At 32.7% G+C, this 24,012-nt stretch carries 24 protein-coding genes; 15 read left to right on the top strand and 9 right to left on the bottom strand.

The window, feature by feature from the left end; translation table 11 throughout:
- The first annotated feature begins 419 nt into the window (after window positions 1-419).
- From OYT91_RS08180 to OYT91_RS08155, 6 genes are all read left to right on the top strand, one after another.
- The gene (locus OYT91_RS08180; RefSeq protein ID WP_281240252.1) at window positions 420-2,798 is read left to right on the top strand and encodes a TonB-dependent receptor; all 2,379 of its coding nucleotides are present in this window, start codon (window positions 420-422) and stop codon (window positions 2,796-2,798) included.
- Window positions 2,799-2,801: 3 nt separating this feature from the next.
- Window positions 2,802-3,638, top strand: a complete 837-nt coding sequence (locus OYT91_RS08175; protein WP_281240251.1) for a DUF4249 family protein — start codon at window positions 2,802-2,804, stop codon at window positions 3,636-3,638.
- Between the two features lie 487 nt (window positions 3,639-4,125).
- A complete protein-coding gene (locus OYT91_RS08170; RefSeq protein WP_281240250.1) occupies window positions 4,126-4,680 on the top strand; it encodes a DUF2975 domain-containing protein in 555 nt (184 codons plus the stop codon).
- A 3-nt stretch (window positions 4,681-4,683) separates the two neighbouring features.
- Window positions 4,684-4,887, top strand: a complete 204-nt coding sequence (locus OYT91_RS08165; protein ID WP_269222233.1) for a helix-turn-helix domain-containing protein — start codon at window positions 4,684-4,686, stop codon at window positions 4,885-4,887.
- 156 nt (window positions 4,888-5,043) lie between these two features.
- Window positions 5,044-5,580: a GNAT family N-acetyltransferase gene (locus OYT91_RS08160; protein WP_269222234.1), complete on the top strand. Its 537-nt coding sequence runs from the start codon at window positions 5,044-5,046 to the stop codon at window positions 5,578-5,580.
- 112 nt (window positions 5,581-5,692) lie between these two features.
- Entirely contained in the window at window positions 5,693-6,625 is a 933-nt protein-coding gene (locus OYT91_RS08155) for a peptidylprolyl isomerase (RefSeq protein ID WP_281240249.1), read from the top strand.
- Between the two features lie 307 nt (window positions 6,626-6,932).
- On the opposite strand, the gene OYT91_RS08150 is transcribed toward OYT91_RS08155, so the two are convergent.
- Complete coding sequence (locus OYT91_RS08150; RefSeq protein ID WP_281240248.1) at window positions 6,933-7,454, bottom strand: lactoylglutathione lyase family protein; 522 nt, start codon at window positions 7,452-7,454, stop codon at window positions 6,933-6,935.
- Window positions 7,455-7,789: 335 nt separating this feature from the next.
- Entirely contained in the window at window positions 7,790-8,683 is an 894-nt protein-coding gene (locus OYT91_RS08145; protein ID WP_281240247.1) for an alpha/beta fold hydrolase, read from the bottom strand.
- Window positions 8,684-8,818: 135 nt separating this feature from the next.
- Here OYT91_RS08145 and OYT91_RS08140 point away from each other — a divergent pair, with 135 nt between their 5' ends.
- Window positions 8,819-9,154, top strand: a complete 336-nt coding sequence (locus tag OYT91_RS08140) for a tRNA-binding protein (protein WP_281240246.1) — start codon at window positions 8,819-8,821, stop codon at window positions 9,152-9,154.
- 224 nt (window positions 9,155-9,378) lie between these two features.
- Here the strand turns inward: OYT91_RS08140 and OYT91_RS08135 are convergent, their stop codons facing one another.
- The 4 genes from OYT91_RS08135 to capB all read right to left on the bottom strand — a co-directional run bounded on the left by OYT91_RS08135 (window position 9,379) and on the right by capB (window position 13,356).
- A complete protein-coding gene (locus OYT91_RS08135; RefSeq protein ID WP_281240245.1) occupies window positions 9,379-10,197 on the bottom strand; it encodes a sulfurtransferase in 819 nt (272 codons plus the stop codon).
- A gap of 250 nt (window positions 10,198-10,447) precedes the next feature.
- Entirely contained in the window at window positions 10,448-10,993 is a 546-nt protein-coding gene (locus tag OYT91_RS08130; RefSeq protein WP_281240244.1) for an RBBP9/YdeN family alpha/beta hydrolase, read from the bottom strand.
- A 1-nt stretch (window position 10,994) separates the two neighbouring features.
- On the bottom strand, window positions 10,995-11,819 hold the full coding sequence (locus tag OYT91_RS08125; protein ID WP_281240243.1) for an alpha/beta hydrolase: 825 nt from the start codon (window positions 11,817-11,819) through the stop codon (window positions 10,995-10,997).
- Window positions 11,820-12,093: 274 nt separating this feature from the next.
- Window positions 12,094-13,356 carry a cysteate-C-fatty acyltransferase gene (gene capB, locus OYT91_RS08120; protein ID WP_281240242.1) on the bottom strand — a complete coding sequence of 421 codons (1,263 nt, stop codon included), beginning with the start codon at window positions 13,354-13,356 and terminating at the stop codon, window positions 12,094-12,096.
- A 431-nt stretch (window positions 13,357-13,787) separates the two neighbouring features.
- Here capB and OYT91_RS08115 point away from each other — a divergent pair, with 431 nt between their 5' ends.
- The 4 genes from OYT91_RS08115 to OYT91_RS08100 all read left to right on the top strand — a co-directional run bounded on the left by OYT91_RS08115 (window position 13,788) and on the right by OYT91_RS08100 (window position 17,752).
- A complete protein-coding gene (locus OYT91_RS08115) occupies window positions 13,788-14,576 on the top strand; it encodes an NYN domain-containing protein (protein ID WP_281240241.1) in 789 nt (262 codons plus the stop codon).
- A gap of 358 nt (window positions 14,577-14,934) precedes the next feature.
- Entirely contained in the window at window positions 14,935-15,516 is a 582-nt protein-coding gene (locus tag OYT91_RS08110) for a non-canonical purine NTP diphosphatase (protein WP_281240240.1), read from the top strand.
- A 141-nt stretch (window positions 15,517-15,657) separates the two neighbouring features.
- Window positions 15,658-16,611 carry a transporter gene (locus OYT91_RS08105; RefSeq protein WP_281240239.1) on the top strand — a complete coding sequence of 318 codons (954 nt, stop codon included), beginning with the start codon at window positions 15,658-15,660 and terminating at the stop codon, window positions 16,609-16,611.
- Between the two features lie 22 nt (window positions 16,612-16,633).
- Window positions 16,634-17,752, top strand: a complete 1,119-nt coding sequence (locus OYT91_RS08100) for a GTP cyclohydrolase (protein ID WP_281240238.1) — start codon at window positions 16,634-16,636, stop codon at window positions 17,750-17,752.
- A gap of 84 nt (window positions 17,753-17,836) precedes the next feature.
- On the opposite strand, the gene OYT91_RS08095 is transcribed toward OYT91_RS08100, so the two are convergent.
- Both OYT91_RS08095 and OYT91_RS08090 read right to left on the bottom strand, forming a co-directional pair.
- Window positions 17,837-18,217, bottom strand: a complete 381-nt coding sequence (locus OYT91_RS08095) for a PUR family DNA/RNA-binding protein (RefSeq protein ID WP_281240237.1) — start codon at window positions 18,215-18,217, stop codon at window positions 17,837-17,839.
- A gap of 68 nt (window positions 18,218-18,285) precedes the next feature.
- Window positions 18,286-20,046 carry an ABC transporter ATP-binding protein gene (locus OYT91_RS08090; RefSeq protein WP_281240236.1) on the bottom strand — a complete coding sequence of 587 codons (1,761 nt, stop codon included), beginning with the start codon at window positions 20,044-20,046 and terminating at the stop codon, window positions 18,286-18,288.
- Between the two features lie 202 nt (window positions 20,047-20,248).
- Here OYT91_RS08090 and OYT91_RS08085 point away from each other — a divergent pair, with 202 nt between their 5' ends.
- From OYT91_RS08085 to yajC, 4 genes are all read left to right on the top strand, one after another.
- Window positions 20,249-21,355 (top strand): Glu/Leu/Phe/Val family dehydrogenase, encoded by a 1,107-nt coding sequence (locus tag OYT91_RS08085; RefSeq protein ID WP_281240235.1) that lies wholly within the window; start codon window positions 20,249-20,251, stop codon window positions 21,353-21,355.
- Between the two features lie 242 nt (window positions 21,356-21,597).
- A complete protein-coding gene (nusB, locus tag OYT91_RS08080) occupies window positions 21,598-22,509 on the top strand; it encodes a transcription antitermination factor NusB (RefSeq protein WP_269224614.1) in 912 nt (303 codons plus the stop codon).
- A 19-nt stretch (window positions 22,510-22,528) separates the two neighbouring features.
- Window positions 22,529-22,954 (top strand): DUF1573 domain-containing protein, encoded by a 426-nt coding sequence (locus OYT91_RS08075; protein ID WP_281240234.1) that lies wholly within the window; start codon window positions 22,529-22,531, stop codon window positions 22,952-22,954.
- A 31-nt stretch (window positions 22,955-22,985) separates the two neighbouring features.
- On the top strand, window positions 22,986-23,261 hold the full coding sequence (gene yajC / locus OYT91_RS08070; RefSeq protein WP_269222249.1) for a preprotein translocase subunit YajC: 276 nt from the start codon (window positions 22,986-22,988) through the stop codon (window positions 23,259-23,261).
- Window positions 23,262-23,344: 83 nt separating this feature from the next.
- Here yajC and OYT91_RS08065 read toward each other — a convergent pair whose 3' ends face one another.
- Window positions 23,345-23,926, bottom strand: a complete 582-nt coding sequence (locus OYT91_RS08065; RefSeq protein WP_281240233.1) for a hypothetical protein — start codon at window positions 23,924-23,926, stop codon at window positions 23,345-23,347.
- Window positions 23,927-24,012 lie beyond the last annotated feature (86 nt).

Genomic DNA, 24,012 nt, shown 5'->3' with positions numbered 1-24,012 from the left:
TTAAAAGACAACCAGAAACGGTTGTCTTTTTTTTTACTTTCTTCAAAATGTAACTTTTTACTACTATTATTGACTAACACTTTTAAACATAATTCCATATACTATTATTTGGAATAGAAGATAAAAATCAGATCCCATTTAAAATGAATTACAACGTAAGTTCAACCGAGATTCCGCAATAGGAAAAATTTCACAAAGATGCGCAAAGGATTCGCAAAGACACGCAAAGGGAAATCGAATTCTTTGAATGGCTTAAAAAACTTTGTGATTCTTCGCGAATTCTTCGTGTGACTCTGCGTAATAATGTCTAATGCTGAATCCGTGTTCAATCAAAAATTTGCATCTTAACGTTAGATTAACACTTGTTTTTCTACTTAACAAATGTTAATTCATTTATTTTGTACCTCAAAATCCAATCAATGATTTCAATAAAAAAAATATTCGTATTCCTTCTTTTTATAACTTTTCATTTTTATTCCTTTTCACAAGAGAAATACACTATCAGTGGAACTATTTCAGACACAAACAACAATGAAACGTTGATTGGTGTAAACATCATTGCAAACGGAACAAAGTCGTATGCGATTACCAATGAATATGGTTTTTATTCCCTTACTTTACCCAAGGGAGATTACGAAATTGTCATAAGCTATGTCGGTTTTACCAGTATTTCAGAAAAAATTTCTTTGACACAAAACATCAAAAAAAATTATTCGTTAAGTGAATCTGGTCAAGAACTTAAAGAAGTTGTAATTACTACCGAAAAAACCACTGCTAACATTCGAAAACCAGAGATGAGCGTCAATAAACTATCAATTTCGACTATCAAAAAAATGCCAGTTGTATTAGGTGAAGTTGATGTAATAAAGTCCATTTTGTTTCTTCCGGGAGTTACAAATGCTGGTGAAGGGCAATCTGGTTTTAATGTCCGAGGTGGAGGTGCGGATCAAAATTTAATTCTTCTTGACGAAGCTACTATTTTCAATTCTTCACACGTTTTTGGTTTTTTCTCTGTATTTAATCCCGATGCCATTAAAGATTTAAAATTATACAAAGGCGGAATACCTTCCAAATTTGGAGGTCGTGCTTCTTCGGTTTTGGATATTTATCAAAAAGATGGAAATAGCAAAGACTTTCACATGAATGGGGGAATTGGCTTGATTTCAAGTAGAATTCTTGCCGAGGGCCCTATTGTAAAAGACAAAGGCTCGTTCTTAATTGGAGGTCGCGCATCTTATGCCCATCTGTTTTTAAAACTAACTGACAATAAGAATTCCGCTTACTTTTATGATCTTAATACAAAGTTGAATTACAAACTCGATACCAATAATAATTTATTTCTTTCTGGATATTTTGGTCGTGATATATTTTCATTAAACAAAAGCTTTTCTAATACTTACGGCAATACAACACTGAATTTGAGATGGAACCATCTTTTTAGTGACAAATTATTTTCAAATTTATCCGTAATCTATAGCGATTATTATTATGGATTAACACTTGATTTCATTGGATTTAATTGGGATTCTGGTATTAAAAATTATAATTTAAAATATGATTTCAAGCATTATTTATCCAATAAGCTAAAACTAAACTACGGGTTTAACTCTATTTATTACGACTTTAACCCTGGAACTATAGATCCTATCAATTCAAGTTCTAATATTAAATACAAACAATTAGACCGAAAATATGCTTTTGAAAATGCGATCTATTTTGAAGCCGAACAAATTCTAACCGATAAATTAGCCATAAACTATGGTCTTCGGTATAGTATGTTTAACCGATTGGGAAATTCAACCGTTAATGTATATCAAAACAATCAGCCTGTATTCTATGATTCTGATTTAAAAATTTACGAAAAAGCAAAACCCATTGGAACTACTTATTACAACAAAAACAAAACCATTGCCAGTTTTGACAATCTTGAACCTCGATTTTCAGCAGCTTATGAGTTAAACGAAAACCAATCCGTAAAAGCAAGTTACAATCGCATGGTGCAATACCTTCAATTGGTCTCTAACACGGCCTCTCCGACTCCGCTTGATGTTTGGACGCCAAGTGATTCTTACATCAAACCGCAAATTGCAGATCAAGTAGCGATTGGGTATTTCAATAATTTTTCGGCCAACAAATACACCTTAGAAGTAGAAAGTTTCTACAAAAAAATTAAAAATAGAATGGATTACATAGATGGCGCCAATTTAATCGCTAACGAAGCCATTGAACAAGTAATTCTTAATGGCGAAATGCGCTCGTATGGCTTAGAAATATTACTTCGAAAAAACACAGGAAAATTTAATGGTTGGATTGCTTATACTTTATCAAAATCCCAACAAAGAACACCGGGAAGAACCCCTGACGAAATAGGAATCAATAACGGCCAATGGTATCGTTCTGCCTATGACAAATTGCATAATATAGCCGTTACAGCCAATTACACTTTAAATGAAAAATGGAATTTTGGAGGAAACTTCACTTTACAAAGCGGACAACCCGTGACATATCCAAATATGCAATATGAATACAAAGACCTTGTAGTACCCGATTATGGGGAACGCAACAAAAATAGCCTTCCTTTATACCACCATTTGGATGTTTCAGCTACTTACATCCCAAAACCATACAAAAAGAAAGGCTGGCAAAGCGAATGGGTTTTTAGTATTTACAACATTTACAATCAAAAAAATGCTGCTTCTATCAGTTTTAGAGAAAATGCAGAAACAGGTGTAAACGAAGCTGTCAAACTATCCATTTTTGGAATTGTCCCATCTGTTTCTTATAATTTTAAATTTTAAAAAATGAAAAAGATAAAACTTTACATAGCTATACTAATCACATCAATATCCCTAATAAGTTGTGAAGATGTTGTCAATGTCAATTTAGAAACAGGTACTCCAAAATTAGTGATCGATGCCTCTATACAATGGCAAAAGGGAACCACAGGAAGTCTTCAAAAAATTAAATTAACAAATTCTACAGATTTTTATTCCAATACAATCCCAGTAGCAACAGGAGCTATAGTTACTGTCACTAATACAACCTTGAGTACTCCAGTTACCTATCAATTTATTGAAGACGGGCAAACAGGAGAATACATTTGCACCAATTTCAACCCAATTATCGATGATGTATATGAACTTAGTGTAGCCTATAAAGGACAAAATTACACCTCTTCGTCCAAATTCATGTCTACTCCAATAATAGAAAAAACAGAACAAACCATAAAACCAGGTTTTGGCGGGAAAGACATTTATGAAATCAAATATTATTTTCAAGACAATCCAACTGAAAATAATTTTTATCTCGTAGGATTAAAAAACAGCAACCTCGTTCATCCTGAATATGGTGTACTTACTGATGAATTTACTCAAGGAAATCTAATGTTTGCCATTTATCAAGATGACAAACTCAAAAAAGGCGATGTATTAGCCTATAGTGTAGAAGGAATCACTGAAAAATACAGCAATTACATGTCTAAATTAATCAATATTGCAGGTTCAGAGGGCGGTAATCCTTTTTCAACTCCCCCAGCCACATTGCGTGGAAATATAATCAATAAAACCAATCCCGATGATTACCCATTTGGCTATTTTCATCTTTCCGAAATTGACTCTAAAAGTTATACCATTCAGTAGCTAATCCAGCTGTTCATTTCAAGTCCTCGCTTAAAAAACTATTTTTCTAAGCCCTAAAAGGAGCTTCCTTTGGTCGCTCTTTTAGGACAAGAAAAATTAGCTTTTTGCACTCCGGGCTTTTCATTACCATCTGGGCTAGGCTTTAGTGGAATTAAATGTAAAAAGTACTATTCTACTTTTAATCCAGATTCAGTATTAGACTTCGTACTGTAGTTGGATATTTCAATAAAAGCAAATGCTTACGAACTAATTTGATGAAAGGAGACTTTTTTCTATCGAATTTTAAAACAGGATTAAGTGCTTTGTTTTGGAGAAGAATTAAGATACAGTAGATTTCTAATGCGGAATCATGGCTTAAGACTTAAATAATAAATGAGCATATTTAAAAAAAAAATAAAACATTTTTGTTTTTTATCATTATATATTTATTGTTTATCAATAAATATATGTTATTTTTGTTCTATAATTTTAAACATAAAAAGTAATTATGGAAATTAAAATCACAACAAAACAGATGTTGAAAGTGCTGCATGTGCTTTCATGGATTATTTTTATAGGTCTTTGTATAAACGCTGGTGGAGTTTTATTCAATGCTTTTTTTGCATTATTTATCAACTCTATTGCTGCAAAAAACTTTTGGCAACATGTTGATTTGTCAAGCTTATATGATTTTGATAAAGGCTTTTTTATTACTGAAATTTCACTAATGAGTATCGTTGCAATCATGCAAGCCTTTCTTTTTTATTTAATTGTGAAAATCCTGAACAACAAAAAAATAAATGTAACTCAACCATTTAGTACCGAAATACAGCATTTTATTTCTAATATGTCTTATTTGGCATTAGGAATTGGTTTGTTTTCTAACTGGGGAGTTGAATATACAAAATGGTTAATTGCAAAAGGGATAACAATGCCTGATATTCAGAGTTTACGATTAGGAGGCGCAGACGTTTGGTTGTTTATGGGGATCATACTTTTGGTTATTGCACAAGTCTTTAAAAGAGGAGCAGAAATACAAGCTGAAAACGAATTAACCATTTAAGTTATGGCAATAGTAGTTAATTTAGATGTTATGATGGCCAAACGTAAAATTTCACTAAACGAACTTTCCGAAAAAGTGGAGGTGACTCTGTCTAATCTTTCCATTTTAAAAACTGGAAAAGCAAAAGCCATTCGTTTTAGTACTCTTGAGGCAATTTGTAAAGCATTAAATTGTCAGCCGGGAGATATATTGGAATATATTGAGTAATTTTTTTAAGGTGTCTGGATTCAGATGCGGAAAATTTTTAATACAGAATCTGGGTTTGACGATTAGTGAGAATTTATTTGAAATTTATTACTTTTTCTAAATTTGTTTATTCCAATATAAAATATTTATATTTTAATAATTTTAAAATATTGTAAAATGACAATTATCATCGATAATACCTTAAAACTTGAATTGATTAACGAAAATCATGCACAACCCATTTTTGAAATGGTTGACGCTAACAGAACTCATTTGCGTCCTTGGTTGCCTTTCGTTGACCGAATGCAAACTGTTGAATTTGCTCAAAATTTTGTAAATGGAACGATGCAAAGAAATAAAGACGGAAACGAATATGCTTTTGTAATTGTTGAAAATTCAATTGTAATTGGCCGAATAGGCGTGTATAAAATAGACGGTCAAAACAAAATTGGAGAAATTGGATATTGGATTATTGAAGGATTTCAAGGAAAAGGTAGTGTGACCAAATCCTGCAAGGCGATTATTGATTTTTGTTTTTCGGAATTGCAATTAAATAGAATCGAAATTAAATGCGGAACCGAAAATTTCAAAAGTAAAACCATTCCCGAAAAATTAAACTTTACCAAAGAAGGAGTGATTCGACAAGGTGAATTGCTGTATGATACCTTTATTGATTTGAATTTGTACTCGATTTTAAAATCGGATTTTGTTTAATCAATGTTTTTAAAAATAATTAGGAAAAATACATTTGAAGCAATCAAATCCTCAAATTTTCTCATTCTATAATTTTATTCGTAAATTTGCACCTCAATAAAAAATATACACAATGGAAAACGGAATATACGCTAAATTCAACACCGCAAAAGGGGCGATTTTGGTAAAACTAACACACGATTTAACTCCTGGAACAGTTGGTAACTTTGTTGCTCTTGCCGAAGGGAATATGGAAAACAAAATTAAACCTCAAGGTCAAAAATTCTATGACGGTTTAAACTTTCACAGAGTTATTCCAGATTTTATGATTCAAGGGGGATGTCCTCTAGGAACTGGAACTGGTGATCCAGGTTACAAGTTTGATGATGAATTCCATCAAGATTTGCGTCATGACGCACCAGGTGTTTTGTCTATGGCAAATTCAGGTCCAGGTTCTAATGGTTCTCAATTTTTTATCACACATATTGCAACACCTTGGTTAGATGACAAACATACCGTTTTTGGTAATGTTGTAGAAGGACAAGATGTTGTAGATGCCATTGCTCAAGGGGATTCATTAGATTCAGTTGAAATCATCAGAGTTGGTGAAGAAGCTCAAAAATGGAATGCTATTGAAGCTTTCGTTGGTTTAAAAGGAGCTCGTTTGAAAAAATTAGCCGCTTTGAAAGCAGAATCTGAAGCGAAAATGGAACAATTAGCAGCTGGTTTTGAAAAAACAGAAAGTGGGTTGCGTTACCAATTCATCCAAAGAGGTGAAGGAAAACAAGCAGAAAGTGGTAAAACTGTTTCAGTTCACTATGAAGGTTCATTGGAGAACGGTAAAGTTTTTGATTCTTCGTACCCAAGAAAAAAACCAATCGAATTTCGTTTGGGTCAAGGTCAGGTAATTGAAGGTTGGGACGAAGGTATTGCACTATTGAAAGTTGGAGACAAAGCTCGTTTTGTGATCCCATCTGATTTAGGATACGGACCAGCAGGAGCGGGTGGCGTTATTCCACCAAACGCTACTTTGATTTTCGATGTTGAATTGATGGACGTGAAATAAAAAGTTTTACTGGTCCTTATTTTATGGTCCGAGTATGTAAGACTAAAAACAGGAATCCCAAAACGTTTTATTAACGTTTTGGGATTTTTTTTACCAATGAATTCAAAATAGTTCAATCCTATTTTTGTATTATCGAGCGTACTTGATATGTACAACTGTTTCTCGACTGTACTCCAACAGATAAAATAGACTATTTTAAAAAAAATAGAAGTATTACTTTTAATTCAATTGTTAAATATTAAAAAATGACAGCATGATGTTTCTTCGGAAATCTTTTAATTAATCTTTGAAAAGATTGTATTTGATTCTAACTGATATCATGTTGGTAAGCTCCTGCTCCGTAATGTAGTTCATACGAATGCGAATAAATTTCGATTATATTCCCAAAAGGATCTTCCATATAGACCATTCGATACGGTTTTTCGCCTGGATAATATTCCCTTATTGGCATTCTTTGTTTTCCACCTGCTTCAACAATTTTTTTGGCAAGACCTTCTACATCGGGGTCTTGAACACAAAAATGGAAAATACCAGTTTTGTATGGTTCAAATTCAGCTTGTGGTTTTATGTTTTGTGGAAATTCAAACAACTCGATTCCAATACGATCTCCTGTAGATAAATGTGCAATCTTAAATGTTTTCCATCCTGTTCCAAAAACATCAATACACATTTGACCAATTGCAGTTTCTTGTTCTTCATTTACTGTAGTGACATTCATAATAATGTACCATCCCATCACATTTTTATAAAATTCAATCGCTTTTTCGATATTGGGAACAGAAATTCCAATATGTGAAAATACTCGAGGGTATTGTTGTAAATTACTCATAATTAAATATTTAAGATTCTTTCTAAAATTATAATTTATTTTTTATTTTTACAAAACTCTTTTTTGATTATTTTTAAAATAATTATTTTTATTTAAAAAAAATAAGACTACTGATACTCTAATTTCATGAAAATGGACTGAATTTAGACGAATTGAAATCGAGTTGAAACGATATTCGAAACTCAAGATTTACTCGAAGCTCAAATCCCACCTATAGATCAATAATTGATTTTCGACGTTGAATAATATTCAGAAATCATTGTAATAAACAGGAAATCCCAAAACGGTAAGATGTTTTGGGATTTTTTATTGGAATTAATTAGCCTTTTCTCAAATTATAATTTTAAAAAGGCAACCAAATCTTTATTTAATTTGTCTTTTTCAGTGTAAAATAATCCATGAGGAGCATCTTTATAAATCAGATACGTATTGTCTGTTATTAATTTTGCGGTTTTATCAGAAGAAATTTCGATTGGAACAATTTCATCTGCACTTCCATGTATGATTAATGTGGGAACATTTATGGTATTCAGTTCGTCTCTAAAATCTGTTGTAGAAAAAGAATTTGCACATTCTAATGTAGCTCGTGGAGATCCAAATGAACATAACATTCTATAATATTCAAGTAATGGAGTGCTTATTGGGTTGTTTGTAATGTTTACTCCAAAAAAAAGTTTGCCAAAATTATCTATAAAGCCAATTCTATCGTCTTTAATTTTTTGAGCTGTCGCTTTGTTTTTCTCTTTTGGATGTCCTTCAGGATTGTCTTTTGTTTGTAATAAAAAAGGAATTATTGAAGAAATCAATACCGCTTTTACCACTTGTTTTCCGGCATAACGGCTAAAATACCGAACGACTTCTCCTCCTCCCATCGAGAATCCCACAAGTGTAACTTCTTTTAATTCCAATTGTTCAATAATTGACTGTAAATCATCTGTCAATGTATCATAATTATAACTGTCCCAGGGTTGTGAGGATTTACCAAAACCTCGACGATCATAAGCAATTACTCTAAAATTATTTTCGACTAATGAGGCAATTTGGTATTCCCACATTTCATTAGACAATGGCCATCCATGAATTAAAATTACAGGTTTGCCTTCTCCGTAATCTTTCAGGTAAAGCTTTACGTTTGGAGCAGTTTCTATATATTTATCCGTATTAAGCGTTAAAATAGCAGCATTGGATTCTTTTATGAACTCATCTGGTTTGATTTGAATGTTTTCCATGTTTTTGTAAATTAAAAGAACCTATTTGTTCTACAGTAAAATTAGAGCGAACTTTTAAAAAAAAAGTTATATAATTTGTTGCTATAGTTGTAAAATTGATATGTTTGTTTATAATTAAATAATAATCATATCATTATGGATTTAACTTGGTCAGAATTTGAAAGAGTAGAAATGAGAGTGGGAACGATACTTGAAGCTCAAGATTTCCCCGAAGCGCGAAAACCCGCTTTTCAATTAACTATTGATTTTGGTTCCGCTATTGGAATTCGGAAAACGTCTGCGCAAATAACCAAAAGATATACCAAAGAAGTTTTGGTTGGAAGACAAATTGTGGCGGTTATCAATTTTTCCAAAAAACAAATCGGAAAGTTTATGAGCGAATGTCTAGTGCTTGGCGCAGTAGGCGAGGAGGGAGATGTTATTTTGTTGGCTCCTGATTTTAAAATAGAAAACGGATTGCGAATTGGGTAGTGTTGGGCAAAGTGAAAAACTATCAACCTTAGCTCGATAAAGGTTGCATAAAAAATGGATAGTAAATTATGTGCTTTACTATTCCGGCGAGGTCTTTTTCGAGACCTTGTAGGTATTTTGTCAATAGTGATTATACCTAAAAGGTTAAAAAAACCTTGCAGGACTTTCAAAGAATAAAAGATTAATGATTAATAGCGTTCAGGTTATCAATGTTTTCGATTTGTCTATTTTTCAATCGGCAAATTACTAGAACCCCATTCGGTCCAAGAACCATCATAAACGGCTTTTGGATTGTCCGAAATCAATTCACAGGCCAATAAAACAATACAAGCGGTAATTCCAGAACCACAGGTAAAAAGTAATGGCTGATCGTTTAGTTTTAGGATTTCTTTTAATTCTTCGTTTGATTTGAACTTTCCGTCTTGTTGCAACTCAGTGAAAGGAATGTTTATGGAACCAGGGATATGTCCACTTCTTAAACCTGCTCTTGGTTCTTCGTTGTTGGCATAGAATCGGTCTGAAGATCTGGCATCCATTAATACTGCCTCTTTGGTAGTGATGTTTTCCAGAATCTGTTCTTTGTTTTGGATTAATTCGGGTTGAAATTTAGCTTCAAAATCTCCTTTCGGATAAGTTCTAGGTTGTTGTTTTTCTGTTGGATATGCTTCTTTAATCCATTCCGGCAATCCTCCATTTAAAACAAAAACATTAGAATGTCCCATTGCTTTGAACATCCACCAAGCTCTCGGGCTCGAATAAATTCCTAACGTATCGTAAACGACAATGATGCTGTTTTTGTTGATACCTAATTTTTGGGCTTCCGCTGTAAATTTTTCTTCAGAAGGGAAAGTGTTTGGTAACGGATTGCTGGTGTCACTAAAATTATTTTTGATATCAAATAAGCGGGCACCTTTTATTTGTAAATCGGGATTTTGATTCTCTAAGTTAGATTGGTTTTGGTCTAATCTTGCTTCGAGAATTATTAGATTTGAATCATTCAAATGTTCTTGAAGCCAGGCTGCGGATACTATTGGATTTGTCATTTTAGTTTTTTGTTTTTGTAGTTATATTCTAAATAAACAGTATTTAATTTTAAACATATAAGTCATATAAGTATAAAGTTATTAGTTTGTCAAAACAGTGATTTAAAGGGAATATAAGCTAAAAAAATCTTTATAGGCTTAAGTGCCTTTGCTTAAATGAACTTTTGATTTAACTTGATTTTTTAAATTAAAAACTTATATGACTTCTATGTTTGTCAATGTATTTGACTGAATAGCGTTATTTATAGAATTAATTTATTTTTGCGATTAGTTGGTGTAAAAAAGTTTGCCCTTCTTCCCAGTATTCTAAATTGGAATCGGAGTTGATGTGTCCTTTAAAACCAACGTTTATAAAATCACTTCCCCAGTACGTTGCCAATTCTTGTGCTCTTTCCAAAGACATATACGTGTCGTTTTCGGTCGCTATAACCAGCGACGGAAAAGGAACAGTTTGGGTTGGAATGGGAGCAAAGTGTCTTAGGAAATCGGGTGTGTGTTCAGGAGAATCCACATCGGCGGGAGCGACAAGCATAGCACCCACAATGTTTGGATTGTTGTTTTGGGAAACCCAATGCATCACTAGGGAAACCGCTAGACTATGAGCCACTAAAATAATCGGTTCATCAATTTTCTGAATGGTATTGTCAAGTCGGTCCAGCCATTCGTCGAGTTGAGGTTCGTCCCAATTGTCTTGTATGACTTTGGTCGAATTGTTGAATTTTTGTAACCAAAAGCTTTGCCAGTGTTTTTCGCCAGAATCACCAAGTCCAGGTATAATTAATAAGTGTGGTGTCATTTTATTTTGTTTTTAAAGCTGTAATTCTTTTAATTTCTTGAACAACCAACGGAAAAGCGGGTTCTGTCATATTGTGTCCAAAACCTTGTAATTCATACAAAGTCGTTTGTTTGTGGCCGGCAATTTTCATCATTCGCATCATATAGGCGTTTTCTTCATAACGACCCAACATTTCTTTTTCTCGGTCGCCTGTAATTAGCAATAAAGGGGGCGCATCAGCGCGAATGTGATACAACGGAGCAAATTCATCGACTATGGGTTGGGTTTCTGGAATACCTCTTTCTTTTCGGATTTCAAAATGGGTTATGGTTTGAGCGCTCAACGGAATCAATCCTGCTATGGAATTGGCGTCAATTCCGTCAGCTTTCAGCCATTTTTTGTCCAATCCCACCATCAATGATAAGTACGCCCCCGCCGAATGTCCTGAAACCATAATTAAAGAATCATCTCCGCCGTAAGTGGTAATATTCTTGAATGTCCAAGCTACGGCTGCTGCTGCATCTTCAATACATTTTTGTGCTTTTACTTTGGGGGACAATCGGTAGTTTACCGAAACCACACAAAATCCTTTGTCTTTGAGTCCTTCTGGAAGTTCTTTACTGCCTGAGGTTAAACCACCACCATGAAACCAAATTACAGTGGTAAATCCTTTGGTGTTTTTTGGGTAATAGATATCGAGAACACAACGTTCTTTGATGTACGCATCACTATTGGCTGTTGCTTCGTTGTAATAATGGATATTGCTAACGGTGGTATATTCTGTTTTTTGGGCAGAAACTAATGTTACAGACAACAGGAGTACTAATGAAAGGACTATTTTTTTCATTTTATGGTTTTATTTTGAAATCATAAAAATACAGATTTTTTATATGTTGTTTGCATTGGCTCTTATGAAAATTTAAAGTTGTAGCATAGCCCCGATGGGAGGGAAAATCTCCCGATTTAGAAAAACAAGGTTTTTTAGCCGTAGTTTTTCTTGATCGGGAATTGCAACGGACAGCGGGACTGAACGTGATGCGATATACCAGTGGTTTGCTCCAAAAAAAAACCATCGGCCTTTCGACCAATGGATTTTCTATATTCAAAAGAACTGCTAACTATTAAGCGTCCAAATCTACTGTAGTTCTGCTTGCAATTTCTTTATACGTTCCGTTTACTAATTTCTCACGAATCGCTTCAAAAGCAGTAAGTGTTTCCGCAATATCTTCCAATGTATGAGAAGCAGTAGGAATAACACGCAATAAAATCATTCCTTTTGGGATAACTGGATAAATTACTATTGACAAGAAAATACCGTAATTCTCTCTTAAGTCGTTTACCATCACCATCGCTTCTGGTACGCTTCCTTCCAAGTAAACTGGCGTAACACAAGTATTAGTGTCTCCAATATTAAATCCTTTGCTTCTTAAACCATTTTGTAAAGTGTTTACATTTTCCCATAATTTGTTTTTCAACCCTGGGTTGTCACGTAACAACTGCAAACGTTTCAAAGAACCAATAGTTTGAATCATCGGCAATGCTTTGGCAAACATTTGAGAACGTAAGTTGTATTTTAAATAATCGATTATGTCTTTGTCAGCAGCAACAAATGCACCGATATTCGCCATTGATTTGGCAAAAGTAGAGAAGTAAACATCAATTCCGTCTTGGCAATTTTGCTCTTCACCAGCTCCGGCACCTGTTTCACCAAGTGTACCAAAACCGTGCGCATCATCTACAAGCAAACGGAAATTATATTTTTCTTTCATGGCTACAATCTCTTTCAACTTTCCTTGTTGGCCACGCATTCCAAAAACACCTTCAGTAATAAACAAAATACCACCGCCAGTTGTTTCGGCTAGTTTTGTAGCGCGATCCAAGTTTTTCTCCATGCTTTCGATGTCGTTGTGTTTGTACGTAAAACGTTTTCCGCTATGCAAACGAACACCGTCAATGATACAAGCGTGCGCATCTACATCATACACAATCACATCATTTCGAGTTACCAAAGCATCAATAATAGACACCATTCCTTGGTAACCAAAATTCAATAAATAAGCCGATTCTTTCTTTACAAAAGCAGTCAATTCGTTCTCTAATTGTTCGTGGTATTTCGTGTGGCCACTCATCATACGGGCTCCCATTGGGGCAGCAGCACCATATTCGATAGCAGCATCTGCATCTGCTTTACGCACTTCTGGATGGTTTGCCAGACCTAAATAGTCATTCAAACTCCAGTTCAATACCTCTTTTCCTTGAAATTTCATTCTCGGTCCTAAGTCTCCTTCTAATTTTGGAAATACAAAATAACCTTCTGCTTGTGACGCCCATTTTCCTAATGGTCCTTTATTGTTTTGAATTCTTTCGAATAAATCTTTTACCATAATATATGTCTGTACTACTATTAATTTTAAGTCCCGTTCCTAAGTTTCGGAATCGGGAGCAAAAATAAATATTTATAATGTATTAACATCTTGAAAGTATATTTATTTTTCTAAAACAAAGCCATTATTAATAGCAATCCTGTCATCCTGAGCGAAGTCGAAAGGTGAAGCTATTTCCTGCTGTCCATTACAAGCTCTCCGTCATAAACCTTTTTTTCTATTGTGTCGCAAGGAGCTTCTTCCAGTCGCTCTTGCGCCAAAAGAAAAAATAGGTTTATTCCGTTGAGGCTTTCCATTTCCATCAGGGCTAAAGCACATGCAACAACTTTCTTTAATAAAAACACGTATATTTGAATCAGGTTAAATAGTAATATAAAAAGGATAAAATCAATTATCTAAAATCTACAATTCAAAGTCTAAAATAAAAAGAGATGTCTCAAATCGAAAAAGAACTAAAACTCGCTGTGCTTATTGATGCCGACAATGTTCCTTATAGTAATGTCAAAGGAATGATGGAGGAAATCACAAAGTATGGAACACCTACCACCAAACGTATTTATGCTGATTGGACGAAACCCAATGCCAACGGTTGGAAATCGGTTTTGCTCGAACATGCTATAACACCAATACAACAATACAGTTACACCGTAGGGAAAAATTCCTCTGATTCGGCGATGATTATTGACGCAATGGATTTGTTGTATTCAGACAAAGTAGATGGTTTTTGTATTGTTTCCAGTGATAGTGATTTTACACGTTTGGCTATTCGTTTGCGAGAATCGGGAATGAAAGTGATTGGGATTGGCGAGAAAAAAACACCGAATTCCTTCATTGTAGCTTGTGACCGATTTATTTATATTGAAGTTTTGGATGGTGCTATCAAAAAGAAAAAACCTAAACCTTCAGCTGCAAATTCAAATACAGAAACTAAAGATGCCAAAAAGATTCCTGAAAAAGAACCATCGATAAAAATAGATAATCCAACAATAGATTTGATTGAAGATGCCATTGATGCTATTTGTGATGATGCTGGATGGGCATTTTTGGGTGATGTGGGGAATCTAATTGTAAAAAATAAACCCGAATTTGATCCAAGAAGTTATGGTTTTACCAAACTTACTCCAATGCTTAAATCCCTAACCGATATTTTAGAAATTGACGAAAGGGATTCGGATAAAAAAGGCATCAAACACGTGTATGTTAGATTAAGATACACTTAAAAATTGAGCAAAAAAAGAGGGCTTTTTCAAGACCCTCTAATTTGTAAGTTCTGATTTATCATTATCAAACTTATACAATATGTCGTATAGTTGACTATTGAGATACTTTTTCTAATATTGAAATATTTATGATATTATACCTCAAGTAATTAATCAAAACCACAATCAAATATACAATTAAATGCTGTATAAATTATTAAAGATTAGTAGATTAACAGTAGTTTAACTCGGATAATAACTGTTTTTAGAATCGGCGTCTTATTATCTGTTTTTAGAATGGAACTATTTTTAATTCGAAGTCTATTAGAATTTAATAAACCAATACATTTGCATTCTTAAAATTTTAATATTCTAATAAATGAAAATTGTTTTCGCTACCAATAATAAAAATAAAATTCTCGAAATACAAAGTATGCTTCCAGAAAGTATCGAAATTATTAGTTTAGAAAGTATTGGTTGTCTAGAAGATATTCCGGAAACTGCTGATACCATTGAAGGAAATGCGATTATGAAAGCCAATTATATTACAGAGAAATATGGTTATGATTGTTTTGCAGATGATACTGGACTCGAAGTTGATTCTTTAAATGGCGAACCTGGGGTATATTCCGCTCGGTATGCTGGTGAACAACGTTCTTCCGAAGATAATATGGATAAATTACTTTTGAATTTAGAAAATTCAACCAATAGAAATGCTCAGTTTAAAACTGTAATAACACTAAACCTTAAAGGGAAACAATATTTATTTACTGGAATTGCGAAAGGTGAAATAACTTTAGAAAAAAATGGTAATCAAGGTTTTGGTTACGACCCCATTTTTAGACCACAAGGGTACCAAGAAACATTTGCTCAATTGTCATTAGACACAAAAAATAGAATTAGCCACAGAGGAAAAGCGACTCAGGAATTGATTTCTTTTTTGAATCAAAATCCGATGTAAAATCTGTTTTAGATAATTGGGTATTTTGTAATAATACTTTTTTAAAGTTAATATTCTGAAGAATTTTTTAACCAAATGATAGTTACAATAAAATATAGTACATTTGAAATGCGTTATAGCTTTTCACTCAAATAATTCAGTATGTTCAATGTCAAAACAGTAGTTGCAGTATCTCTTTTTTTAATTCCAACAATTCATTATAGTCAACACACAGACGAGATCAATTCGAATAGACCGGGTGAATCTATGTCGGCTTTTGCTGTTGGAAAAACAGTACTTCAAGTAGAGACAGGAGTGTTTGGAATTCAAGAAAATCATAATCTTTTGAAATATGATGCCAATGGTTTTGGAATTGATTTTGAGGTGCGATATGGTGCTTTTCTAGAAAATTTAGAATTCATTGCAGATGTTCAATTTGTAAATGAAAGATTTACCTATCCGATGCAAATTGACGATAGAGCCGATTTTAAACAAACTGTTTTAGGAGCGAAATACTTAATTTATGATCCTAATAAAGGATATAAAAAAGAGGTGAATATATACAGTTGGAATGCCAACCATAAATTCAATTGGCATCAAGTAATTCCCGCTGTCGCTGTTTTTGCCGGTGCCAATTTTACAGGAGCTGACAATCCATTTTATTTTTCTCCAGAATCAAGTATTTCTCCAAAAGTAGCTGTTATTTTGCAAAATCATTTAGGTGATGGTTCTTGGGTATTTGTAACCAATATTATTTCAAACTATATGACTACGGACTATCCAAGTTTGAGTTATATCTTGACTTTGACTAAAGGAATTAATGATAAATGGTCTGCCTTTGTGGAAAATCAAGGTATTAAAAGTGATTTTTATAGTGATGCCATTGTAAGAGGTGGAGCAGCTTATTTAATCAACAAGAATTTGCAAGTTGATGCTTCTATAAGTACTAATTTTAAAGATACACCCTCTATTCTTTATGGAGGGGTTGGAATGTCTTGGCGATGGGATGGCCGATATAAAGAAGTCCAACTTTTGACCAAAGAAGAGCAAGCCGCACAAAAAATGGCAAAAAAAACAAAAACCAAAAAAGGATTTAGAATATTTAATAAAAAGTAATAGCAATTCCCTATAAACAACAATGATTACCATACAAGAAGCCAAGACCAAAAATGAGTTAATAGAATTTATAAAATTCCCTTTTGCCTTATACAAAGACAATCCGTATTGGGTTCCTCCTATAATTGCGGATGAGTTGGAAACTTTCGATAAAACAAAAAATCCGGCGTTTAATAGTGCTGAAGCCAATTTTTATGTTGCATATAAAAACAATGCATTGGTCGGTAGAATTGCTACAATCATAAATTGGGACGAAGTCAATTACCAACAAAAAAAGAAAGTTCGTTTTGGCTGGTTTGATGTTATTGATGATATTGAAGTGACCAAAGCGTTGCTGGAAAAAGTATATGAACTGGGAAAAAAAAATAATCTGGAATATGTAGAAGGCCCTATGGGATTTTCAAATCTGGATAAAGTTGGAGTTTTGACAGAAGGATTTGATGAACTGGGAACTATGATTACTTGGTACAATCATCCCTATTATGCTGCTCATTTTGAACAATTGGGTTATAGTACCGAGAAAGAATATGTTGAAAATAAATTTCCTTTCGCTAATGCTAAACCGGAATTTTTTGAAAGAATAAATGAGTTAGTCAAAACCAGATACCAACTCAAACCCATAAATTTCAAATCGACTAAAGCAGTAATGCCGTATGTGGATAAAATGTTTGATTTGTTTAATGAATCCTATGCTAACTTGTCTTCATTTGTAGCAATATCCGACATTCAAAAGGAATATTTCAAGAAAAAATACATCAGTTTCATCAATCCGGAATACATAAAATATGTCGAAGATAAAAATGGAAATTTAGTGGCATTTGCCATTGTGATGCCGAGTTTTTCAAAAGCACTTCAAAAAGCTAATGGTAAATTATTTCCTTTTGGCTTTCTTCATTTATTGAATGCAAGACGCAATAGTAAAGATGTTGTTTTCTACCTTATCGGAGTGCATCCAGATTATCAAAACAAAGGGGTTACGGCTATTATTTTTAATGAATACCATAAAACATTTACTGAAAAAGGAATTGAAAACTGTTTTAGGACTCCAGAATTGGCAGACAATATTGCTATTCAGTTGCTATGGAAAAATTTTAATCCAGTAGTTCATTGTCGAAGAAAAACGTTTCGAATAGCGCTTTAAAAATAGTGCTTCTATTTACTATAAATAAAAAAGACCGACAAGATTTGAACTTCTTGTCGGTCTTTTTTTTGTTTTAATTTTGATTTAAATATCGTCAAATTCGATATCGGTAAAACTAGAGGTACTAGGAATATTATCTTCGTTTGTTTTATCTAAAGCATATTCCTTTTTGAAATCTTTTTGGTGTCTTTCAGAGATTACTTCTTCGCCTTTGTGGTTTAAAACATAAGAAGTCATTTCTTCTAAAATTTCTGAGAATGCGGTAAAATCTTCTTTATATAAATAGATTTTGTGTTTTTTGAAATGAAAAGAACCGTCTTCTTCAGTGAATTTTTTACTTTCGGTAATTGTAATGTAATAATCATCAGCTTTAGTAGCTCTTACATCAAAGAAATAGGTTCTTCTGCCAGCTCTTAAAACTTTTGAAAATATTTCTTCTTTTTCTAACATATCATTTTCTCTCATAATCTTTTCGTCATTTTTTTTATTTAATAGCAATCAAAAATCATAAAAATATATGTATTATACAACAATTAAAGCAATTCTTTTTCTGAAAGTTGCTTTGTGTAGAGAGCTGAATAGTGTCCGTTTTGGTTTATTAATTGATTATGAGAACCTTGTTCGATTATTTTGCCATCTTCCAGAATAATTATTTTGTCCGCATTTTTTGCTGATGAGACCCTATGGCTGACAATTATGGTGGTTTTGTTCTTGCAAATTTGGTAGAGATTGTTCAAAATCGCCTCTTCAGTTTCAGTATCAACCGCGGATAAGCAATCATCAAAAAGTAATATTTCCGGGTTTTTTATGATCGCCCTTGCTATCGAAACACGTTGTTTTTGACCTCCGGAAAGCGTTATGCCTCTTTCTCCTAAAATGGTGTCATACCCTTTGTTAAAACTAGCGATATTGTCGTGAACAACAGCGCTTTTTGCGGCAGCTTCCACTTCTGGATCAGTTGCATCTTCTTTTCCAAATTTGATGTTGTTCTTGATGCTATCTGAAAATAAAAAAGCATCCTGTGGAACTACTCCAATACTGTTTCGTAAATCAAATAAATTGAGTTGGCTGATTTCTTTATTGTCAATCAAAATTTTACCAGTGGTAGTGTCATACAATCTGGAGATTAAAGATATAATAGTAGATTTTCCAGACCCCGTTTTTCCTAAAATAGCTAAGGTTTCTCCTTTCTTAACTGTAAAAGTTACGTTTTGAAGTGCTTTTATATGAGTGTCTTCATACGTGTAACTCACATTTTCAAACGAAATACTTCCTTCGATTTTAGATCTATTGGTATTCTTGTTTTGTATTTCGGGCACAATTTTCAAAAATTCATTCAATCTTTTTTGTGATGCTTCAGCCTCTTGAACCATTGATGAGACCCATCCTAGAGAAGCAACTGGCCATGTCAGCATATTTACGTATAAAATAAACTCAGCAATGGTTCCAATATTTTTTATAGTTCCATTTATATACATTAATCCTCCAAAGTAGATTACAATTAAGTTGCTTATTCCTATAAGTGCAAGCATTAGCGGTCCAAATAGTGATTGTACTTTGGCTAAACTTAAACTTTTGCTTTTGCTCTCATTTGCTAAATTGGTTATAAGTGTTTGATTTTGGTCTTCTAGTGAATACGCTTTTATAACGCGTATTCCAGAGAATACTTCTTGGGTATAACTGGAAACTTTTGATAAATACTGCTGAAAAGTTGTAGATCTTTTGTTGATTTCAGAACTTAATTTAAAAATACAAAAAGATAAAATAGGCAAAGGTAAAATAGTGTACAAAGTAAGTCGCGGAGATACATTATACATGTAGCCAATTACGATCGAAAAGCGAATAAAAGTATTGATGGTGTACATTACAGCTGGTCCTACGTACATACGTACCTTAGAAACATCTTCGCTGATGCGATTCATCAAATCACCTGTTCGGTTTTGTTTGTAAAAGTTTTGAGAAAGATTTTCATATTGACGAAAGACTTCATTCTTTAAATCAAATTCAATGTGGCGAGACATCACGATTAGTGTTTGTCTCATCAAGAATGTTAGGAATCCAGCAACGATTGTAGTGGCAATTATCAATAAAATATTTGAAATCAATTGTTGACTTATTATACTGGTATCAACTGCTTTACTTTTTGAAAAAGCTTCAATTTCATTAAATGATTTACTGATGAGTTTAGGTGTAAATAATGAAAATATTTGTGCGATTATTGTGATAATTATTCCAAGTAAAAAGCTGTATTTGTATTTGATGAAATATTTGTTTAAATAGCGTAATTCTTTCATATTTTGATGTATTCAGTATTGAATTGTTTTTGTTATTTATTAAATGTTTAAAATTTAACAATTGTTTTGTCAATTTGTAGTTTTGTTTTTGTTGTGATATATTTATTTTTAAATAATTTTAATAAAGTATATTTATTTTTTACGTATGTTTGAGATGTCTTTTTGATAAATTCGTAATTTTTAACTAAAAACAAATAGTACTATGAATGCTACTGTTACCACGGGGAAAGAACTTCAAAAAATGGATCCTGTTTTCGGACAATTATCTTTTAATGATCATGAACAAATTGTTTTTTGCAATGACAAAGATACAGGATTAAAAGCAATTATTGGTATTCATAATTCGGTTATGGGACCAGCATTGGGGGGGACTCGTATGTTTAATTATGCAAATGAATGGGATGCCTTGAATGATGTTTTGCGTCTTTCTAGAGGAATGACCTATAAAGCTGCAATCACGGGATTGAATATTGGTGGTGGAAAAGCTGTTATTATGGGTGATGCAAAAACACAGAAAACACCTGAGTTAATGCGTAAATTTGGCGAATTTGTTCACTCTTTAAGTGGAAGATATATTACAGCTGAAGATGTTGGAATGGAAACTTCAGATATGGATTTGGTTAGAGATGTAACACCTTATGTCACTGGGATTTCTGAAGAAAGAGGTGGTGCGGGAAATCCTTCTCCAGTTACTGCTTTTGGAGTTTATATGGGTATGAAAGCTGCTGCGAAACAGCAATTTGGAACCGATAATTTAGAAGGTAAAAAAATATTGGTTCAAGGAATTGGACACGTAGGGGAGACGTTGGTAGATTATTTAACAAAAGAAGGAGCTGTTGTATTTATTGCTGATATTAATGAAGAGAAATTATACGAAGTAGCAAAGAAATATAATGCTCAAATTTTTACAGGCGACGATTTGTATAGTGCTGATGTCGATATTTATGCACCTTGTGCTATGGGAGCAACCATAAATGATATTACCGTAAACAAAATTAAAGCTAAAGTAATTGCTGGTGCTGCAAATAATCAATTGGCAAACGAAAATACTCACGGTTTGATCTTGCAAGAAAGAGGAATTCTTTATGCGCCAGATTTCTTGATCAATGCTGGTGGTATTATCAATGTGTATGCTGAATTGGCTCATTATGACAAAGCAGAAATAATGCGCAAAACAGAAAATATTTATAATACGACATTAGAGATTTTTGATTATGCTGTTGCAAATGGAATTACAACGCATCAAGCAGCGTTGACAATTGCACAAAATCGTATTGATTTAAGAAAGATAGAAAACGAAAAGAAGTAGTCAGTATTCAGTTTCTTAGTATTCAGTTTTGAAAGAGTGTTCAGTATTTTTATTTTGAAAATGCTGAACACTTTTTTTACGTGTAAATACTGATCACTAAAAAACTGACCACTGATCACTGATTATTTTCTCAAATAAAGCAGGTATAAATTTTCATTTAATAGATGAAATTCTTATTTTTGCCAACTAATTTTAAAAGTTCTTACAAGGTGGTAAATAGAAGACACATTCGCGTTAAAGTCATGCAATCCATTTATGCAATGCATCAAAATGGTTCTGACAATCTAGAAAAGGAAGAGAAATTCCTTATGTATAGTATTGACGCTATTCAAGATTTATACCTAATAATGCTTTCTTCATTGATAGAGATATGTAAAAAAGAAACAGTTTTTTTACATTTATCAAGCCAAAAACATTTGGCTACAAAAGAAGAGCGTAACCCAAATGAAAAATTCATTAAAAACAGAATTTTTCAAATTCTTGCCGAAAACAATTCATTAAGTATTGCGCTTGAAAATCGTTCCATCAATAATTGGGAATTAAATGATGATTATATAATTCTGTTACTAAATGCAATAAAGGAAAGTGAATTGTATGCAAAATACATGAGTAATCCTGCTTCTACTTTTGAAGAAGATAAAGAATTTATTGTTGACATATTCTCGGAAGTTATTGTTCCTAACGAAAAGTTGTATGATTATTTAGAAGACGATAAATTAACTTGGATTGATGATATTCCTTTGGTAAATACTCATATTGTTAAGCAACTAAAAGCAATTAAGCAAGGTGAAGATGATAATTTTAGAGTTCCGAAATTATACAAAGACAATGAAGATAAAGCTTATGTAAAAGACTTGTTTAGAAAAACAATTCTAAACGAAACCGAATTGGCTAAGGAATATGTAGATAAAACACCTAATTGGGATAGTGAGCGTATAGCTGAAATCGATACGATTATCCTTAAGATGGCCATTTGTGAGTTCTTGAAATTCCCATCAATTCCTGTAAAAGTAACTTTGAATGAGTATTTAGAATTGGCTAAAGAATATTCAACTCCAAAAAGCAGTATTTTTATTAATGGAATATTGGATAATTTGGTTAAAGAACTTGAAGGAAATAAAAGAATTGTTAAGATAGGAAGAGGATTGATGTAATTTTAATTTTTCTATTATAATGGATAAAAAAGCAATACCCACACTACTTTTTTTTGTATTGATAACCATTTTTTCTTGTAAAAAGAACAGTAATGTTTTAGATAGAGATAGTGGAGTAACCGATATGAATTTTTCAGAAAAAATGCATGATTTTGGTTCCGTGAATCAAGGAGATAAAGTAGGTACAGAATTTGAGTTTACAAATTCGGGAAATGTGGATTTAATAATTACAGACGCTGTTGGATCTTGTGGTTGTACAGTTCCGGAATTTCCGAAAAATGCCATTAAGCCTGGTGAAAACGGTAGTATTAAAGTTTTATTTAATTCTACTAATAGATCGGGGATACAAAATAAATCTGTTACAATTACAGCAAATACAACAAAAGGCACTGAAATTTTAAACATAAAAGCAAACGTAATTCCGAGAATAGGAATTGCGCAATAATTTTTTAACATAAAAACTAAATATTTAAATTATGGGACAATTACAACAGTTCTTGCCGTTTCTATTAATGTTCGTAGTCATTTATTTCTTTATGATAAGACCACAACAAAAAAGAGCTAAAAATGAAAAAGAATTTGAAAGCGCATTAAAAGTAGGAGATAAAATAATTACAAAAAGTGGTATTCACGGTAAGATTGCTGAGCTAGGAGATTCAACAGTAATTATTGAAACTATGGCTGGAAAAATAAAAATGGAACGTTCTTCTATTTCAATGGAATTTAGTGCTACTTTGAATAAAAAGGCATAATTTATTCGATATAATAACAAAAACCCCAAACTTCTGTCTGTTTCAGACTGAAATTTGGGGTTTTTATTTTTAAAATAAAAAACTTATTTCTTTTTGTTTTTTTTATTTTTTTTGTTCTTTTTTGCTTTTGCTTTCATCTTTTTTTCCTTGGCTTTCGCTTTTACCTTTGCTTTTTTTGCTTTGTCTTTTTTGGCTTTCTTAGCTTTTTTTGCTTTTGCTTTCGCTTTTTCTTTTGCCTTTTTAGCTTTTTCTTTTTCTTTTTCTTTCATTTTGGATTTTTTCTTTTTGCTTTTCTTTTTTTCTTCATCTTCAGAAATAATTGCTTTATCCTGAGTTTTAATTTTTTCAATAATTGGCTCATTAGCTGCGCTAGCTATAACTCCAGTTGATGTAGATGGAATTTTTGTTTTGTTGGATTTTGGAGTGGTCCTTGTAGAATTTGATTTTGTAACAGCTGATTTTTCAACAGCTGGTTTTGCAACAGCTGGTTTTGTACTGATTGCTTTAACAGCAGTTGGTTTAGTAACAGCTGTCTTTGCAGTTGTCGATTTAACGGCGGATGGTTTTGCTATTGCAGGTTTTACTATTTCAGTTTTTTCGGTTTTTGAAATGTCTGTATTCTCTGTTTTCTCAGTCACTACATTTTCATCTTTTTTTTCTATCATAATTGTATATTGTTAATGTTTTATTTTTATTTTGGTATTTTTGTAAAATCAGGAAGTGGTTTGTAAATATCTCAATATTAATAAAT

The organism is Flavobacterium praedii (assembly GCF_026810365.1).
GTDB classification, from domain to species: Bacteria; Bacteroidota; Bacteroidia; order Flavobacteriales; family Flavobacteriaceae; genus Flavobacterium; species Flavobacterium praedii.
The sequence above is the reverse complement of the archived record's forward strand: the minus strand, read 5'-3'. Positions and strand labels throughout refer to the sequence as shown.

Bases quoted from the DNA above. Each gene is read 5' to 3' on its own strand.
- OYT91_RS08180 (WP_281240252.1), top strand. From the start codon at position 420: ATGATTTCAATAAAAAAAATATTCGTATTCCTTCTTTTTATAACTTTT.
- OYT91_RS08175 (WP_281240251.1), top strand. From the start codon at position 2,802: ATGAAAAAGATAAAACTTTACATAGCTATACTAATCACATCAATATCC.
- OYT91_RS08170 (WP_281240250.1), top strand. From the start codon at position 4,126: ATGGAAATTAAAATCACAACAAAACAGATGTTGAAAGTGCTGCATGTG.
- OYT91_RS08165 (WP_269222233.1), top strand. From the start codon at position 4,684: ATGGCAATAGTAGTTAATTTAGATGTTATGATGGCCAAACGTAAAATT.
- OYT91_RS08160 (WP_269222234.1), top strand. From the start codon at position 5,044: ATGACAATTATCATCGATAATACCTTAAAACTTGAATTGATTAACGAA.
- OYT91_RS08155 (WP_281240249.1), top strand. From the start codon at position 5,693: ATGGAAAACGGAATATACGCTAAATTCAACACCGCAAAAGGGGCGATT.
- OYT91_RS08150 (WP_281240248.1), bottom strand. From the start codon at position 7,454: ATGAGTAATTTACAACAATACCCTCGAGTATTTTCACATATTGGAATT.
- OYT91_RS08145 (WP_281240247.1), bottom strand. From the start codon at position 8,683: ATGGAAAACATTCAAATCAAACCAGATGAGTTCATAAAAGAATCCAAT.
- OYT91_RS08140 (WP_281240246.1), top strand. From the start codon at position 8,819: ATGGATTTAACTTGGTCAGAATTTGAAAGAGTAGAAATGAGAGTGGGA.
- OYT91_RS08135 (WP_281240245.1), bottom strand. From the start codon at position 10,197: ATGACAAATCCAATAGTATCCGCAGCCTGGCTTCAAGAACATTTGAAT.
- OYT91_RS08130 (WP_281240244.1), bottom strand. From the start codon at position 10,993: ATGACACCACACTTATTAATTATACCTGGACTTGGTGATTCTGGCGAA.
- OYT91_RS08125 (WP_281240243.1), bottom strand. From the start codon at position 11,819: ATGAAAAAAATAGTCCTTTCATTAGTACTCCTGTTGTCTGTAACATTA.
- capB (WP_281240242.1), bottom strand. From the start codon at position 13,356: ATGGTAAAAGATTTATTCGAAAGAATTCAAAACAATAAAGGACCATTA.
- OYT91_RS08115 (WP_281240241.1), top strand. From the start codon at position 13,788: ATGTCTCAAATCGAAAAAGAACTAAAACTCGCTGTGCTTATTGATGCC.
- OYT91_RS08110 (WP_281240240.1), top strand. From the start codon at position 14,935: ATGAAAATTGTTTTCGCTACCAATAATAAAAATAAAATTCTCGAAATA.
- OYT91_RS08105 (WP_281240239.1), top strand. From the start codon at position 15,658: ATGTTCAATGTCAAAACAGTAGTTGCAGTATCTCTTTTTTTAATTCCA.
- OYT91_RS08100 (WP_281240238.1), top strand. From the start codon at position 16,634: ATGATTACCATACAAGAAGCCAAGACCAAAAATGAGTTAATAGAATTT.
- OYT91_RS08095 (WP_281240237.1), bottom strand. From the start codon at position 18,217: ATGAGAGAAAATGATATGTTAGAAAAAGAAGAAATATTTTCAAAAGTT.
- OYT91_RS08090 (WP_281240236.1), bottom strand. From the start codon at position 20,046: ATGAAAGAATTACGCTATTTAAACAAATATTTCATCAAATACAAATAC.
- OYT91_RS08085 (WP_281240235.1), top strand. From the start codon at position 20,249: ATGAATGCTACTGTTACCACGGGGAAAGAACTTCAAAAAATGGATCCT.
- nusB (WP_269224614.1), top strand. From the start codon at position 21,598: ATGCAATCCATTTATGCAATGCATCAAAATGGTTCTGACAATCTAGAA.
- OYT91_RS08075 (WP_281240234.1), top strand. From the start codon at position 22,529: ATGGATAAAAAAGCAATACCCACACTACTTTTTTTTGTATTGATAACC.
- yajC (WP_269222249.1), top strand. From the start codon at position 22,986: ATGGGACAATTACAACAGTTCTTGCCGTTTCTATTAATGTTCGTAGTC.
- OYT91_RS08065 (WP_281240233.1), bottom strand. From the start codon at position 23,926: ATGATAGAAAAAAAAGATGAAAATGTAGTGACTGAGAAAACAGAGAAT.